Origin of the sequence: Variovorax sp. HW608, assembly GCF_900090195.1 — a bacterium.
Classification (GTDB): Bacteria; Pseudomonadota; Gammaproteobacteria; order Burkholderiales; family Burkholderiaceae_C; genus Variovorax.
In genome coordinates this window covers 1,360,169-1,373,993 of the sequence record NZ_LT607803.1, presented here as the reverse complement: position 1 = coordinate 1,373,993, position 13,825 = coordinate 1,360,169, and the positions used below count along the sequence as shown (strand labels likewise).

Annotated in this window: 15 protein-coding genes; 3 read left to right on the top strand and 12 right to left on the bottom strand. The window is 67.6% G+C overall.

The features are described from left to right. The first annotated feature begins 2 nt into the window (after positions 1–2). From phhA to VAR608DRAFT_RS06370, 3 genes are read left to right on the top strand one after another with little or no spacing between them, the layout of a single operon-like run. The gene (gene phhA / locus VAR608DRAFT_RS06380) at positions 3–902 is read left to right on the top strand and encodes a phenylalanine 4-monooxygenase (RefSeq protein WP_088953291.1); all 900 of its coding nucleotides are present in this window, start codon (positions 3–5) and stop codon (positions 900–902) included. Beyond that, a complete protein-coding gene (locus VAR608DRAFT_RS06375; protein WP_088953290.1) occupies positions 899–1,600 on the top strand; it encodes an SDR family NAD(P)-dependent oxidoreductase in 702 nt (233 codons plus the stop codon). Before phhA ends, VAR608DRAFT_RS06375 begins: the two co-directional genes overlap by 4 nt. Positions 1,601–1,628: 28 nt before the next feature. Further along, complete coding sequence (locus VAR608DRAFT_RS06370) at positions 1,629–2,984, top strand: class II 3-deoxy-7-phosphoheptulonate synthase (protein WP_088953289.1); 1,356 nt, start codon at positions 1,629–1,631, stop codon at positions 2,982–2,984. A gap of 33 nt (positions 2,985–3,017) precedes the next feature. Here the strand turns inward: VAR608DRAFT_RS06370 and VAR608DRAFT_RS06365 are convergent, their stop codons facing one another. From VAR608DRAFT_RS06365 to hscA, 12 genes are all read right to left on the bottom strand, one after another. Beyond that, positions 3,018–3,227: a hypothetical protein gene (locus VAR608DRAFT_RS06365; protein WP_088953288.1), complete on the bottom strand. Its 210-nt coding sequence runs from the start codon at positions 3,225–3,227 to the stop codon at positions 3,018–3,020. Between the two features lie 932 nt (positions 3,228–4,159). Then, complete coding sequence (locus tag VAR608DRAFT_RS06355; protein WP_088953286.1) at positions 4,160–4,957, bottom strand: IclR family transcriptional regulator; 798 nt, start codon at positions 4,955–4,957, stop codon at positions 4,160–4,162. A 50-nt stretch (positions 4,958–5,007) separates the two neighbouring features. Next, positions 5,008–5,334, bottom strand: a complete 327-nt coding sequence (locus tag VAR608DRAFT_RS06350) for a (2Fe-2S) ferredoxin domain-containing protein (protein WP_088953285.1) — start codon at positions 5,332–5,334, stop codon at positions 5,008–5,010. A 38-nt stretch (positions 5,335–5,372) separates the two neighbouring features. After that, the gene (locus VAR608DRAFT_RS06345; protein WP_088953284.1) at positions 5,373–5,672 is read right to left on the bottom strand and encodes a ferredoxin family protein; all 300 of its coding nucleotides are present in this window, start codon (positions 5,670–5,672) and stop codon (positions 5,373–5,375) included. Next, a complete protein-coding gene (locus VAR608DRAFT_RS06340) occupies positions 5,669–6,979 on the bottom strand; it encodes an FAD-dependent oxidoreductase (RefSeq protein WP_088953283.1) in 1,311 nt (436 codons plus the stop codon). Before VAR608DRAFT_RS06340 ends, VAR608DRAFT_RS06345 begins: the two co-directional genes overlap by 4 nt. Positions 6,980–6,998: 19 nt before the next feature. Next, positions 6,999–8,123: an electron transfer flavoprotein subunit alpha/FixB family protein gene (locus tag VAR608DRAFT_RS06335; RefSeq protein ID WP_088953282.1), complete on the bottom strand. Its 1,125-nt coding sequence runs from the start codon at positions 8,121–8,123 to the stop codon at positions 6,999–7,001. Next, positions 8,120–8,968, bottom strand: coding sequence for an electron transfer flavoprotein subunit beta/FixA family protein (locus VAR608DRAFT_RS06330; protein WP_088953281.1), 849 nt, complete (start codon positions 8,966–8,968; stop codon positions 8,120–8,122). The genes VAR608DRAFT_RS06335 and VAR608DRAFT_RS06330 overlap by 4 nt, the downstream gene beginning before the upstream one ends. A gap of 13 nt (positions 8,969–8,981) precedes the next feature. Then, entirely contained in the window at positions 8,982–9,320 is a 339-nt protein-coding gene (nifW, locus tag VAR608DRAFT_RS06325; protein ID WP_088953280.1) for a nitrogenase stabilizing/protective protein NifW, read from the bottom strand. A 5-nt stretch (positions 9,321–9,325) separates the two neighbouring features. Further along, a complete protein-coding gene (gene cysE, locus VAR608DRAFT_RS06320; protein WP_088953279.1) occupies positions 9,326–10,132 on the bottom strand; it encodes a serine O-acetyltransferase in 807 nt (268 codons plus the stop codon). Between the two features lie 8 nt (positions 10,133–10,140). Then, positions 10,141–11,298 (bottom strand): homocitrate synthase, encoded by a 1,158-nt coding sequence (gene nifV / locus VAR608DRAFT_RS06315; RefSeq protein ID WP_088953278.1) that lies wholly within the window; start codon positions 11,296–11,298, stop codon positions 10,141–10,143. A 276-nt stretch (positions 11,299–11,574) separates the two neighbouring features. Next, complete coding sequence (locus tag VAR608DRAFT_RS06310) at positions 11,575–11,910, bottom strand: 2Fe-2S iron-sulfur cluster-binding protein (RefSeq protein WP_088953277.1); 336 nt, start codon at positions 11,908–11,910, stop codon at positions 11,575–11,577. A gap of 14 nt (positions 11,911–11,924) precedes the next feature. Then, complete coding sequence (gene hscA, locus VAR608DRAFT_RS06305; RefSeq protein ID WP_088953276.1) at positions 11,925–13,814, bottom strand: Fe-S protein assembly chaperone HscA; 1,890 nt, start codon at positions 13,812–13,814, stop codon at positions 11,925–11,927. Positions 13,815–13,825 lie beyond the last annotated feature (11 nt).

The following is a 13,825-nucleotide window of genomic DNA, read 5'->3' as shown; positions in this document are numbered from 1 at the left end:
CCATGCTGCAGCAACTCAAGGAAACCGCCAAGCACGGCCTTGCCGCCGGGGAGAGTCACGTGCCCGAGCGGCGTGACTGGACCATTGATCAGGGATGGTCGAACTACACGAGCGAAGAGCACGCCGTGTGGCGCACGCTGTTCGAACGGCAGTCGAAGCTGCTGCCCGGCCGGGCATGCGACGAGTTCATCCGCGGCATGCAGGACTTGCCGATCGGGCCCGAGCAGATTCCCGACTTCGAGCAGATGTCCAAGGTCTTGAGGAAGCGCACGGGCTGGGAAGTGGTCGCCGTGCCGGGCCTGGTGCCCGACGATGTGTTCTTCGAGCATCTGGCCAACCGCCGCTTTCCCGCGGGCCACTTCATCCGGAAGCCGCATGAGCTGGACTACCTGGAAGAGCCCGACGTGTTCCATGACGTCTTCGGCCATGTCCCGATGCTGATGAACCCGGTGATCGCGGACTACATCCAGGCCTATGGCGAAGGCGGTCTGCGGGCCAAGCGGCTGGGTGTTCTGGAGAAGCTGGCGCGGGTCTACTGGTACACGGTGGAATTCGGACTGGTCCGGCAACCCGACGGCCTGAGGATCTATGGTGCGGGTATTGCCTCCTCGGCGAGCGAGACCCGCTTCGCAGTTGAGGACGACTCGCCGAATCGCGTCCGCTTCAAGCTCGAGCGGGTGATGCAGACGCGCTACCGCATCGATGATTTCCAGGAGACCTACTTCGTGCTGGGCCATCTGGACGAGCTGCTGGAGCTGGCGCGGATCGACTTCGCTCCGCTCTACGAACGCCTGGCGGGTACGCCTGAATACGAGGCGGGGACGGTGCTTTCCACCGACGCCGTGGTGACGCGAGGAACGGGTCGATACCACGCTGCCAAGCGCCAGGAGACCCCGACATGAGCGGCGTTGCGCAGACGATCTTGATCACGGGCGCCTCAGGTCACCTTGGGCGGGCTGTGGCAAAGGCCTTCCACACGCAGGGTGCCCGATTGATCCTGCTTGACCGCCAGAAACCCCCGGCCGATACGATCCCGGGCAGCACGGACCAAACGCTTTTCCTGGAAGTCGATCTGCTCGACCGCCAGAAGGTGTCGCAAGCCATCACTCGCGCGTGCGAGCAGTTCGGCGACATCACGGCGGTGTGTCACATCGCTGGCGGTTTCCGCATGGGTGAAGCCGTGCATGAGACGAGCGAAGGGACGTGGGACTTTCTCATGGACCTGAACGCCCGCTCGTTCATCAATGTCGCGGCGGCCACTGTGCCAGTCCTGCTGCGGCGCGGCGGAGGAAAAGTCGTCACCGTGGGCGCCGGCGCGGCCACCCGTGGCGGGGCCCATATGGGCGCCTACAGCGCGTCCAAGAGCGCGCTGATTCGCCTGACGGAATCGATGTCTGCCGAGCTCAAGGACAAAGGCATCAACGTGAATTGCGTGCTGCCATCCATCATCGACACGCCCGACAACCGCAGCGCCATGCCCGACGCGGACCCATCGTCCTGGGTTGCCCCCGACGCTTTGGCCGATGTGATCGCTTTCCTGGCCTCGGATGCCGCGCGGGCGATCCATGGGGCGGCGATTCCTGTCAGCGGGATGGTCTGAAACCGACGGCTGGTCTAGCATCGTGGCCATGCAGCATTGGTCCGCATCCTCCTGGCGCGAGCGCAAGGCGCTGCAGCTGCCGACCTATCCCGACGCCGGCGCGCTCCAGGCGGTGGAAGCCCGCCTGTCGTCGCTGCCACCTCTGATCTTTCCGGGAGAGATCACTCAACTCAAGGAGCGACTCGCAGCCGTCTCCCGTGGGGAAGCGTTCCTGCTGCAAGGCGGTGATTGCGCGGAAAGTTTCGACGAACTGGGGCAAATGCCCGTCGAATCGACCTTCCGCGTGATCCTCCAGATGGCGGTTGTGCTCACCTACGCGGCTGCCTGTCCAGTCATCAAGGTCGGGCGGATCGCGGGGCAGTTTGCCAAGCCGAGGTCTTCGGATACCGAGACCGTGCAAGGGGTGACGCTGCCTTCCTACCGCGGCGACATCATCAATGGGGCCGAATTCAGCGCCGCTGTGCGATCGCCGGATCCGCAGCGCCTCCTGACGGCCTACTCCCACTCGGCGGCCACGCTCAACCTGCTGCGCGCCTTGGCACAGGGCGGCTTCGCAGACCTGCATCGGGTGCATGGCTGGACGGCGGATTTTGTCCGGCGCAGCCCCCAGGGCGAACGCTTCGAGGAACTGGCCGATCGCATCGATCAGTCCCTGGCGTTCATGGAGGCCTGCGGGTTCGACGCAGCCAAGGCGCCTCAACTGCACGCGGTGGAGTTCTACACCTCGCATGAGGCGCTGCATCTGCATTACGAGGAAGCGCTGACGCGCCACGATGAAAGCCGCAATCGGTCCTACGGTGCATCGGCGCACATGCTCTGGCTGGGCGAGCGCACCCGAGGCATCGAAGGTGCACACGTGGAGTATCTGCGCGGTATCGACAACGCCGTAGGCGTCAAGCTGGGCCCAACCGCCCGGCCCGAGGACGTGCTTGCCCTGCTGGACCGCCTGGATCCGGACCACGAACCCGGCCGGATCGTTCTGATCGCCCGCATGGGAAGCGACAGGATTGCCGATGCCCTCCCCCCATTGCTCCGCACCGTACGGGATGCTGGCCGCACGCCGGTGTGGTGTTGCGACCCGATGCACGGCAACACGGTGACCTCGTCGAATGGCTACAAGACGCGCGACTTCGAGCGCATCCTTGATGAAGTTCGGGGGTTCTTCGTGGCGCATCAGAAAGAGGGCACCTACCCAGGCGGTCTTCATTTCGAAATGACGGGGCAGGACGTCACTGAATGTCGCGGTGGTGCGCAGGCACTTGGGGATGAAGCGCTGGCGCAGCGCTATCGGACGGCGTGCGACCCGCGGCTCAATGGATCGCAAAGCCTGGAGTTGGCATTCCTCGTGGCTGATGTGCTCCGGACACGTAGAAGGCGAGTCTGAGGAGGTCGGCGTCGCTGCTGCTCTTCTTGGCGCTCAAGCCATATTGACGCTGGGCGCGGCGAATTCACGGCCGACCATGGAGCGGGCGAAGAGGTAGTTGCTGCGGCCGCGCTCGGACAACGATTCAAGATTCACATGGCCGGCCGCGTCGCAAGGAAACGCGAAGCCCCGACCTTCGCGAAACAGCGACCGGAACCGGATCTCGAAACGCGGGCCGGACTCGATATGACTCAGCTGGGACATGGTGCCTTTCTCCGAGGAGCTGTCATGCCTCCAATCTAGTCCTGGGTGTCGCCTTGAAAAAGCCGTCCCCGAGCAACACGGCGTTCCATTCCACGAAATAGTCCGCGACGGCGCTGCTTGGTTGTCGAAGCTGCAACAGCGTTTTGTGGCGCATCGCCTTACCGGACGGCAGCGATTTTCTAGAGTGCCTCCACCGTTCGACATGCATCCGGCTCATCGATAGGCCCCGCCGGCTAAACCTTCCTGCCGCTCTGCGCCCGAGCGAGGTAAGGTGCGAGCGGAGCACATGCGAGTGCCACGGCGACCGCTCTGCGCAACTTGGGCCAGGCGCCCCGCATCCACTTCAGCGAGCGCCGCGTCTTGGCCACTGCCCCGAACGACCAGATCGGCATCGGCCCCGCGCGCCGGTCGCCGGCTGGCAGGCCTACGACGCCAGGACTTTCAGATTGAGCAATCCGTCTGCCGTCTGAAAAGTGTCGGCGCCCGTCCGCACGACGCTGCGGCCTGCTTCGAGCCGGTATTCGCTGGCCTCTGTCGTTCGCCGGTGCGTCTCCAGGGTCGAACTCGTCTCCACCTCCACGTATCGCAAAACGACGTGTCGCTTTCCGACCTGGTCCGTCACGGGGATGCGTTCAGCCGGTGCCTTTCGTTTCATCGCGCAGTCCATCTATGCTGCAATGCAGCAATTCTCTCGCTAACGCGTCGCCACGGCCAGGGCATCCCCATGTCCGACGCGGTGGAGCGTGACAAAAAAACGCCCCTGCCATTCCAGTCGGCAAGGGGCGAAGAAGGTCGGTGGTCGACCTTGGAGAACCTGAACGTGGTTAGTGGATGCCGGCGGCAAGCAAGTTCCCGCGCACGTTCATGGGCGAGCAGGCGGCCGGCGCAGCCGATGCTCAAGCGGAGCCCTCTTCGCAATCCGGATTCGTATTTCAACCGGCGACCTCGGCCGAAGGGGCCAACCGGGCAGGATCTTGCGCCGGCGCCGGCGCCGGCGCCGGACCCGGCTCGGGGAAGGCGCCGCCGAGTTGCCGGCTGAGTTCGCGCGCGGCGGCCAGCACGGTCCCGGCCCAGGCCGGCTGCAGGCGGGTGCGCGGCATGGTGAGCGTCAGTGCGCCAAGGAGTGCGCCGCGCGCATCGAAGACGGGTGCCGCGATGCCCGCGAGTTCGGGGTCGCGGTCGCCGGCCAGCACCACCACCTGCCGGTGGCGGATCTCCTGGCCGAGGCGCTCGTCGCCTGCGCCGCGGTAGGCCTGCAGCACCCGGCCTCCGGCGCCGCGCGCCAGCGGCAGCAGGTCGCCCTCGCGTGCATGGTCACGCACCGGCTGCGGCGAGTTCACGCGATAGAGGCACAGCCGCTGGTCGGCTTGCGGCACGTGCAGTGCCGCGCTTTCGCGCGTGGTCGCGGCGAGTTCACGCAGCACCGGCATCACGACCGGTTCGAGGGCGAAGGCATCGGTGTACGCGGCGTAGAGGCGTGCAATCGACGGGCCCAGCGCGTAGCGGCCGTCGCTCTGGCGCTGTACCAGCCGCGCATGCTGCAGCGACGCCAGAAGGCGCAGCACCGTGCTCTTGTAGAGGCGGGTGCACTCGGCCAGCGACGCCAGCGTGAGCACCGGCGTGCCGTCGCCGAAGGCTGCCAGCAGGGAGGCCGCGCGATCGACCGCAGCCACGCCGCCGGCCGCCGACTGCTCGTCGGCCAAGGAGGCAGTGGCGGGGCGCCGGGGCATCGCTCGTCCGCGAGCGTTTCAGGCCGGCTCGCGCAGCAGCTTCTCGGGATTCACCAGACTTCCTCTGCGGCGATCAGGCGTTCCAGCGGCGCGCCGTTCTCGAGGTGGCTCGTGAAGATCTCCGCGACGTCGTCCGGTGTCACGCCGCTGTAGAGCACGCCCTCCGGATAGACCAGCACGTTGGGTCCCCGGTCGCAAGGGCCCAGGCAGCCCGAATAGGTGACGGCCACCTGCTCGTAGGTCTGGCGCTTCTGCTGCTCGGCCCAGAAGGCCTGCAGCAGGGCGGTCGATCCCTTGCTGCCGGCGCAGGAGCCGCGCGGATGCTGGGGCGGGCGGTTCTGGGTGCAGACGAAGACGTGTCGTGTGGGGCGGCTCATGACGGGGTTCCTTGTTCGTGGTTCGTGGTGTGGCTCGCTCAGCCGAACTTGAAGAGGATGCCGTGGCCGCCGCGCGGGTATTCCCACTCGATGTTCGCGTGCTCGCTGCACAGGATGCGGCAGCTGCCGCATTCGAGGCAGCCGTCGGTGATGAGGGTCACGCTGCCGTTGCCTTCGGCCTTGTAGCAAGAGGCGGGGCAGACGTAGGTGCAGCTCTTCTGGCCGCACTCGTTGGTGCAGACCTCGGCGTTCTTGATCCTGATGTGCGGCCGCCCCGTGTCGACGCGGTAGCGGTTCTGGAACAGTTTCTCTTCGACATTGACGGTGATGGGGATCATCGGAAGGCCCTCCAGAGTTTGTAGGCGTCGCCCACGAGGCCGCTCAGACGGCGGTGCTTGCGGAAGCTCGAGAAGATCTCGCGCTCCTTGGTCTTCTTGTCCACGCCGTCCACGGTGATCATGGTGCGCGCGGCGCGGCCGATGAGGTCGGGGTAGCTGGTGAAGAACTGCGGGTTCCTGTGCAGCACGCCCGGCATGTCGCGGTACTTGTGCAGGTCCTTCATGACGAAGGAATCGTCCAGCGCGTCCTTGTAGGCTTTGAGCGAAGCGGCGCGCCAGCCCTTGCCTTCGGCCTTGGCGCGGATGGCGGTCTCGGCGGCCAGCCGGCCGGTGGTCATCGCGAGGTTCGAGCCTTCGCGGTGCGCGGCATTCACGAAGCCGCCCGAATCGCCCACGATCATCCAGCCGTGGCCGTAGACCTGCGGAATGGCATGGAAGCCGCCCTCGGGAATGAGGTGCGCGCAGTACTCCTTCATCTCCCCGCCCTCGATCAGCGGCGCGATCGACGGATGGCGCTTCATCTGCTCCAGCAGCGTGTAGGGGCTGGTGCGGTTCGGGTTGGCCTTGAAGTCGCCGAGCATGCAGCCCACGCCGATGGTGAGCGACTCCTTGTTGGTGTAGAGAAAGCCCGTGCCCATCATGCCGTCGGTGATGCGGCCGACCATCTCGATCACCACGCCCGATTCCTCGCCGACGTTGAAGCGCTGGCGGATGGTTTCCTCCGGCATGAAGAGGATTTCCTTGACGGCCAGCGCCACGTTGCCGTCCTTGATCTCGCCGTGGAATCCGGCCTTGCGCGCCAGCGTGGAGTTCACGCCGTCGGCCAGGATCACCACGTCCGCGTACACGTCGCCGTGCTGGCGGTCGCAGCTCACGCCCACCACCTGGTCGCCGTCCATGATGAGCTCGTTGACCGTGGTCTCGCAGATCAGCAGGGCGCCGGCTTCGCGCACCTTGGCGCTGAACCACTTGTCGAACTGCGCGCGGATGATGGTGTAGCGGTTGTAGGGCGGCTTGTTGTAGTCCTCGCTGCGGATGTGCGTGCCGACGAAGGAGTTCTCGTCCAGCATCCACAGGCGCTGCTCGATGATGTGGCGCTCCAGCGGCGCGTCGTCGCGGAAGTCGGGAATGATCTCCTCCAGCGCCTTGGCATAGAGGATCGCGCCCTGCACGTTCTTGCTGCCCGGGTATTCGCCGCGCTCGATCTGCAGGACCTTCAGGCCCGCCTTGGCCATGGTGTAGGCCGCGGCATTGCCCGAGGCGCCGGCACCGACCACGATGGCGTCGAATTGCGATGGTTTCTTCATGATGCGGCTCCTTCTTTCATCAGGCGGCGAGCTTGCGGTGCTGCGCCAGGTGCTGGGCGAAGGCCTGCGTCAGCGCTGGCAGGACCTGCAGGGCGTTGCCGACGATGCCGTAGTGCGCGAAATCGAAGATCGGTGCATTCGGGTCGGTGTTGATGGCGACGATCGCGTCCGACGCCTCCATGCCCACGCGATGCTGGATCGCGCCCGAGATGCCGGCCGCGATGTAGAGCTTGGGCCGCACGGTCTTGCCGGTCTGGCCGACCTGGCGCTCGGCCTCGACCCAGCCGGCCTGCACGCAGGGCCGCGTGGCGCCGACCTCGCCGCCGAGCACGCGCGCCAGCTCGAACACCAGCTTGAAGTTCTCCGGATTCTTCAGGCCCTTGCCGCCGCTGACGATCACGTCGGCATAGGGCAGGTTGATCTTCTGGCTCTGGGCGTCGGCGATGAAGTCGAGCAGCTTGGTGACGATCTGCGTCTCCACCATGCCGAGCGTTTCCTGCACGATCTCGCCGGTGCGGCCGGCATCGGCCGCCGGCATGGCCATGACGCGCGGGCGCACGGTGGCCATCTGCGGCCGGTAGGCCAGGGTCATGATCGTGCACAGCAGCGAGCCGCCGAAGGTGGGCCGCGTCGCCGCGAGTGCACGCGAGCTGGGGTCGATGTTGAGCTCGGTGCAGTCCGCCGTGAGACCGGTGAGCAGCGTGGTCGCCACCGAGCCCGCGAGGTCGCGGCCCATGGAGGTCGCGCCCAGCAGCAGGATCTCGGGCTGGTACTTGTTCACCAGGTCGGTGAGGCCCTTGGTGAAGGGTTCGTTGCGATAGCCCAGCAGCACCGGGTCGTGCACGATGTAGGCCTTGTCGGCGCCGTAGGTGAAAGCCTCGGCCGCGAACTTCTCCAGCGCCTCGTCCGGGCCGCCGAGCACCACCACGCCGACACCGCTGCCGAGCTTGTCGGCCAGCTTGCGGGCCTCGCCGAGCAGTTCCCACGAGACGCTGTGCACATGGCCCCGGTCGTGCTCGATGAAGACCCAGACACCCTTGTAGGCCTTGAGGTGTTCGGGCAGTTCCAGGTTGCGGCCGCGGCCGGCAGGTCGCTTCACGGGGGCGGCCGGCGTCGCCGGGGCGGCTTGGGGGGCTTCGCTCATGACATCTCCTTCATCAGCAGGTCGCCTTCCAGCGTCGGATGGCGCGTGAAGATCTTCTGCAACAGGTTGAGCGACACGTCGCGCAGGCTGGAGGTCTCGGGATCGAGCATCTCGGCCTTCTCGCTGCGCGGTGTCGGGCCGAACACCTTGCTCACCACCGTGGGCGAGCCCTTGAGGCCGATCTTCCCCAGGTCCTCGATGCCGGCCTGTTCCTTGTTCCACTTGCGCACCGGATGGCCGGCGGCATGGATCATCGCGGGCATCGACGCGAAGCGAAGCTCGTTGGTGTTCTCCAGCATCGTGATGAGGCAGGGCAGGGCCGTGGTGAGGACCTGCACGCCGCCCTCGGCACGCCGCTCCACCGTGATGCGGCGATTCACCGGATCGGTCTCGACGATGCGCGAGACGTAGGTCAAGAGCTGCAGGCCCATGCGCTTGGCGATGCCCGGGCCGACCTGGGCGGTGTCGCCGTCGATGGTCTGCTTGCCGGTGAACACGATGTCCACCGCCTGCTCCTTCGCGATCTGCCGGATGCCGGCGGCCAGCGCATAGGAAGTGGCCAGCGTGTCGGCGCCGGCGAAGGCGCGGTCGGTCACCAGCACCGCGTCGTCCGCGCCGTAGCTGATGCACTTGCGCAGCGCGTCCTCGGCCTGCGGCGGGCCCATGCACAGCATGGTGACCTTGCCGCCGAACTTGTCCTTGAGGCGCAGCGCCTCCTCCAGCGAGAAGAGGTCGTAGGGATTGACGATGGCCGGCACCCCCTGGCGCATGATGGTGTTGGTGACCGGATGGACGCGGATCTGCGCCGAGTCCGGCACCTGCTTGATGCAGACGACGATGTGCATGGCGGCGCTCCCTTCAGGCCGCGGCACGCATCGGCATCGAGGCCTTCAGGCTCTCGAGCGAGACATGCTGCTTGCCGTCGACGTCCTGGAACACCTTGAACACCTTCTCCTGCGCCGGCGTCGACTTCACGAAATCGCCGTAGGCCCGTTGCAGCAGGCCGCGGTAGAGGGTGAACATCTGCAGCTCGTCGCCCGCCTTCAGCGAGGCCTCCTGCCGGATGTACTGGAAGAAGCGCTTGAGGATGTGCAGCCGGCTGACGTTGACCACCTTCTGCTCGTAGGGCACGCCGAAGAAGTTCAGGAAGTCCTCGGCGGAGGACAGGGACTTGAGTTTCTCAAGGAAGTTTTCCATCGTGCTTACTCCTCGGTGGAGGTGGTGAGAAGGGTGTCGAAGGCAGGATCGGTGCAGGCGCCGTCGCAGGTGCCGCAACTGCCGCCTGCGGCGGCATCGCGATTCGCCAGGGGCTGTTGGCGCTCCAGTTGCGCCACGCGGTCGAGCAGGCAGGCGATGGCCTTGCCGACCGGGTCGGGGATCAGGTGGTGGTCCAGGTCGAAGCCGTGCCTCGTGAGGCGGCGCCGGCCGACCACGCGGCCCGGGATGCCGACCACGGTCGCATCGGCCGGCACCGCATCGATGACGACCGAGTTGGCCGCGATGCGCGCGCGGTCGCCGACCGTGATCGGCCCGAGGATCTTCGCGCCCGCGCCCACCACCACGCCGTCTCCCAGCGAGGGATGGCGCTTGCCGGCCGACCAGCTGGTGCCTCCGAGCGTCACGCCGTGGTAGAGGGTGACATCGTTGCCGATCTCGGCGGTCTCGCCGATCACGACCCCGGTGCCGTGGTCGATGAAGAAGCGCTCGCCGATGCGCGCGCCCGGATGGATGTCGATCTGCGTGAACCAGCGCGCGGCAAAGGAGATCCAGCGCGGCAGGTAGCGCCAGCCGCGCCGCCACAGCGCATGCGCCAGGCGGTGCGAGGCCGCGGCCTGCACGCCGGGATAGATGGTCCAGACTTCGAGCAGGTTGCGCGCGGCCGGGTCGCGCTGCAGCACGCAGCGCACATCCCCTCGCAGCAGCGCCCACCACGAGGGCGCGGCGGCGGCCGCCGCTGCCGCTTCTGCCGCATCGCGCGGCACGGACAGGGCTTCGTGCTGGGACTGCATGCCGGGCCTCATGCCGCCATCCGGTCCGCGAGGGGCCGCGAAAGGCGATGCGCTTCGAGCAGGAAGTTGCGCAACTCGCCGGCCGTCGGCGAGCGCTTGGTGCGCATCGCATGGTCGCGGACTTGCGCCAGCAGACGCTGCGTGAGGCCGTCGTCATCGAGCAAGAGGCCCAGTTCGCCATAGGCCTTGCGCACCCCCTGCGAGCCCGAGTGCTTGCCGAGCACGGTGCGCCGTTCGCGGCCCAGTTCGGAGGGATCGAAGCCCTCGTAGGTCGATGCGTTCTTCAACAGCCCGTCGACATGGATGCCCGACTCGTGCGTGAAGACCGCCTCGCCCACGATGCTCTTGTTCGGCGCCACGCCGCGGCCGGAGGCGCGCGCGACGAGATGCGAGATCGGCACCAGGGCCTGCGTGTCCACGCCGCAATCGGCGTGGTGCAGATGGCGCAGGCCCATCACCACTTCCTCCAGCGCCGCATTGCCGGCGCGCTCGCCCAGGCCGTTGACGGTGGTGTTCGCATGCGTGGCGCCGCCGCGCAAGGCGGCCAGGGTGTTGGCCGTGGCGAGGCCGAGGTCGTCGTGCGCGTGGATCTCGATCTCCATGTCCACTGCCTCGCGCAGTCGCGCGATCCGCTCGTAGGTGGTGAAGGGATCGAGCACGCCGAGCGTGTCGGCGAAGCGCACGCGCATGGCGCCGCAGCATTCGGCGCGGCGCGCGACCTGGCGCAGGAAGTCAGGATCGGATCGCGAGGCGTCTTCGGCGCCCAGTGAAACCTTGCGGCCGGTGGCGACCGCGGCCTCCAACACCCGCGTGACCTGGTCCAGCACCCATTCGCGCGAGCGGCGCAGCTTGTGCGTGAGGTGGATGTCGGAGACCGGAATCGAGAGATGGACGATGTCGGCACGGCAGCGCATGGCGCTCGCGAGATCCTCCCCGGTGAGCCGGCCCCAGACCATCAGATCGGCGTCGAGGTCCAGCGCTGCGATCGCGTTGATGCAGGCGATTTCCTCTTCGCCCATCGCCGGAATGCCGACCTCCATCTCGCGCACGCCGGCACGTGCCAGCGCGGCCGCGATGTCGCACTTTTCCTCTACCGTGAAAGCCACGCCGGCCGTCTGCTCGCCGTCGCGCAGCGTGGTGTCGTTGATGACCAGACTCGATGTCATGTGGGGCCGTCCTTTGATGGGTTCATCGCAATTGGCGTGCCACTGCGATCCGGGGCCTTGCGCCGCTGCGCGAGGCGGTTTGCGGACGTGTTTGTCGCGATTGCGAGGCCCTTTGCGCATCGCGTGCGATGCGGCGCTGTCGGGAATGTGTTGTTTCGAACAGCGCCCTGTTGATGTCGATGCCGAAGGCCCGCGTGCACGCATGCACGCAGGGACGCGCGCATGCGAAACCACGACGGCGGTCGTGGCGTGGTGAAGGAAGAGTGAGCCGGAGGCTCAGTGTTCGCGCGCGTGATTGCGCGTGTGGCGCGGCAGTTCGAGCGTGAGGTCGGCGTCGCGCAGCTTCACGCAGCAGGCCAGCCGCGATTGCGCGTCCAGGCCCCAGGCGTTGTCGAGCTGGTCGCTCTCTTCGTCGTCGGGCGCGGCCAGCGAATGGCCGCCTTCGCGCACATGCACATGACAGGTCGCGCAGGCCGCGACCATCTCACAGGCATGCTCGATGGCGATGCCGGCCGCCAGAAGGCTCTCGCACAGGCGGGCGCCGCGCGGCAGTTCGATCTCGCGTCCTTCGGGACACAGATCCGGATGAGGCAGGACGCGAACGCTCGGCATGGGCAGGCGCCTGTTCAGACCAGGCTGTCGAGCACACGCCCGGCCAGGGCACGGCGGATCGACGCGTTCATTCGCCGCGCGGCGAATTCCTCGGTGGCCGCGGCCAGCGCGCGCATCGCGGCTTGCAGCGCGTCGGCGTCGGCTTCGGTCTCCAGCCCATCGGCCACTGCGAACATCGCCTTGCGGACATCGCCGAGCTCGGCCGGCGAGAGCAGACCCGCGTCCTGTGCCAGCGCGCTCTCGGTGGCGTCGAGCAGGCGCCGCGCATCGATCTGCGCCTCGCGCCAGGTGCGCAGCTGCATGTCGGCTCTGGACGAGCCGATCGCGCTTTGCAGCATCGAGGCGATCTCTTCGTCCGCAAGGCCGTAGGTCGGCTTGACCTCGACATGCGCTTCCACGCCGGTGGTCTCTTCGCGCGCGGTCACCGACAGCAAACCGTCGGCATCGACCTGGAAGCTCACGCGGATGCGCGCCGCGCCGGCGACGGCGGGCGGAATGCCGCGCAGTTCGAAGCGCGCCAGCGAGCGGCAGTCGGCCACCGACTCGCGCTCGCCCTGCAGCACGTGCAGCGACATCGCGGTCTGGCCGTCCTTGAAGGTGGTGAAGTCCTGCGCCCGCGCGATCGGCAGCGTGGAGTTGCGCGGAATGATCTTCTCGACCAGCCCGCCCATGGTCTCGAGGCCCAGGGACAGGGGGCAGACGTCCAGCAACAGCCAGCCGTCTTCACCGTCAGTGCCGCCATTGCCGGCCAGGATGTTGGCCTGCATGGCGGCGCCGAGCGCGACCACCTGGTCGGGGTCGATGTCCGACAGCGGCTCGCGACCGAAGAACTCGCGCACCGCGTCGCGCGCGAGCGGCATGCGCGTGGAGCCGCCCACCAGCACGGCGCCTGTGATGTCGGCCGGCGTGAGCCGGGCATCGCGCAGCGCGCGGCGGGTGGCCGCGATCGTGCGTGCGATCAGCGCGGCGCCGAGCGAGGCGAACTGCGCGCGCGTGAGGGTCGCGCCCAGCGCCGCCGGTGTCGTCGCGTCGCGTGTCAATTGCAGCGTGGTCGCCTCGTCCTGCGACAGCGCTTCCTTGGCGGCCCTGGCCGCCGTGAGCAGGCGCCGCTGCGCGCCCGCATCCAGCGCCGACAGGCCGCCGAGCGCATGCCGTTCGCAGAACCATTCGGCGATGGCGCGGTCGAAGTCGTCGCCGCCGAGTGCCGAATCGCCGCCCGTGGCCAGCACCTCGAACACCCCCTTGCTGAGCTGGAGGATCGAGATGTCGAAGGTGCCGCCTCCGAGGTCGTAGACCGCAAAGATGCCTTCGGCCGCCTTGTCCAGCCCGTAGGCGATGGCGGCGGCCGTGGGTTCGTTGAGCAGGCGCAGCACCGTGAGCCCCGCGAGCCGCGCCGCATCCTTGGTGGCCTGGCGCTGCGCGTCGTCGAAATAGGCCGGCACGGTGATCACCACGCCCGACAGCGGGCCGCCGAGCGTGGCTTCGGCCCGCGTGCGCAGCGCCGCGAGGATCTCGGCCGACACCTGCACCGGCGAGCGTTCGCCGGCGACGGTGTCCAGGCTCACCATGCCGGGCTTGTCGACGAAGCGGTAGGGCAGGGCCCCGGCTTCGCGCAGGTCGGCCAGGCGCCGGCCCATGAAGCGCTTGACCGAGACGATGGTGTTGTGCGGGTCCTCGGCCTGCAGCGCCTGCGCCGCGTGGCCCACCGTCGAGCCGCCGTCGGCCTGATAGCGCACGACCGAAGGCAGCAGCGGCGCACCGCCCTCATCGGGCAGTGCGCGTGCCACGGCGCTCTGCACCGTGGCGACGAGTGAATTGGTGGTGCCCAGGTCGATGCCGGCCGCCAGCCGGTGCTGGTGCGGTGCCGCGCTCTGGCCGGGCTCGGCGATCTGCATCAATGCCATGGGTGGACCTC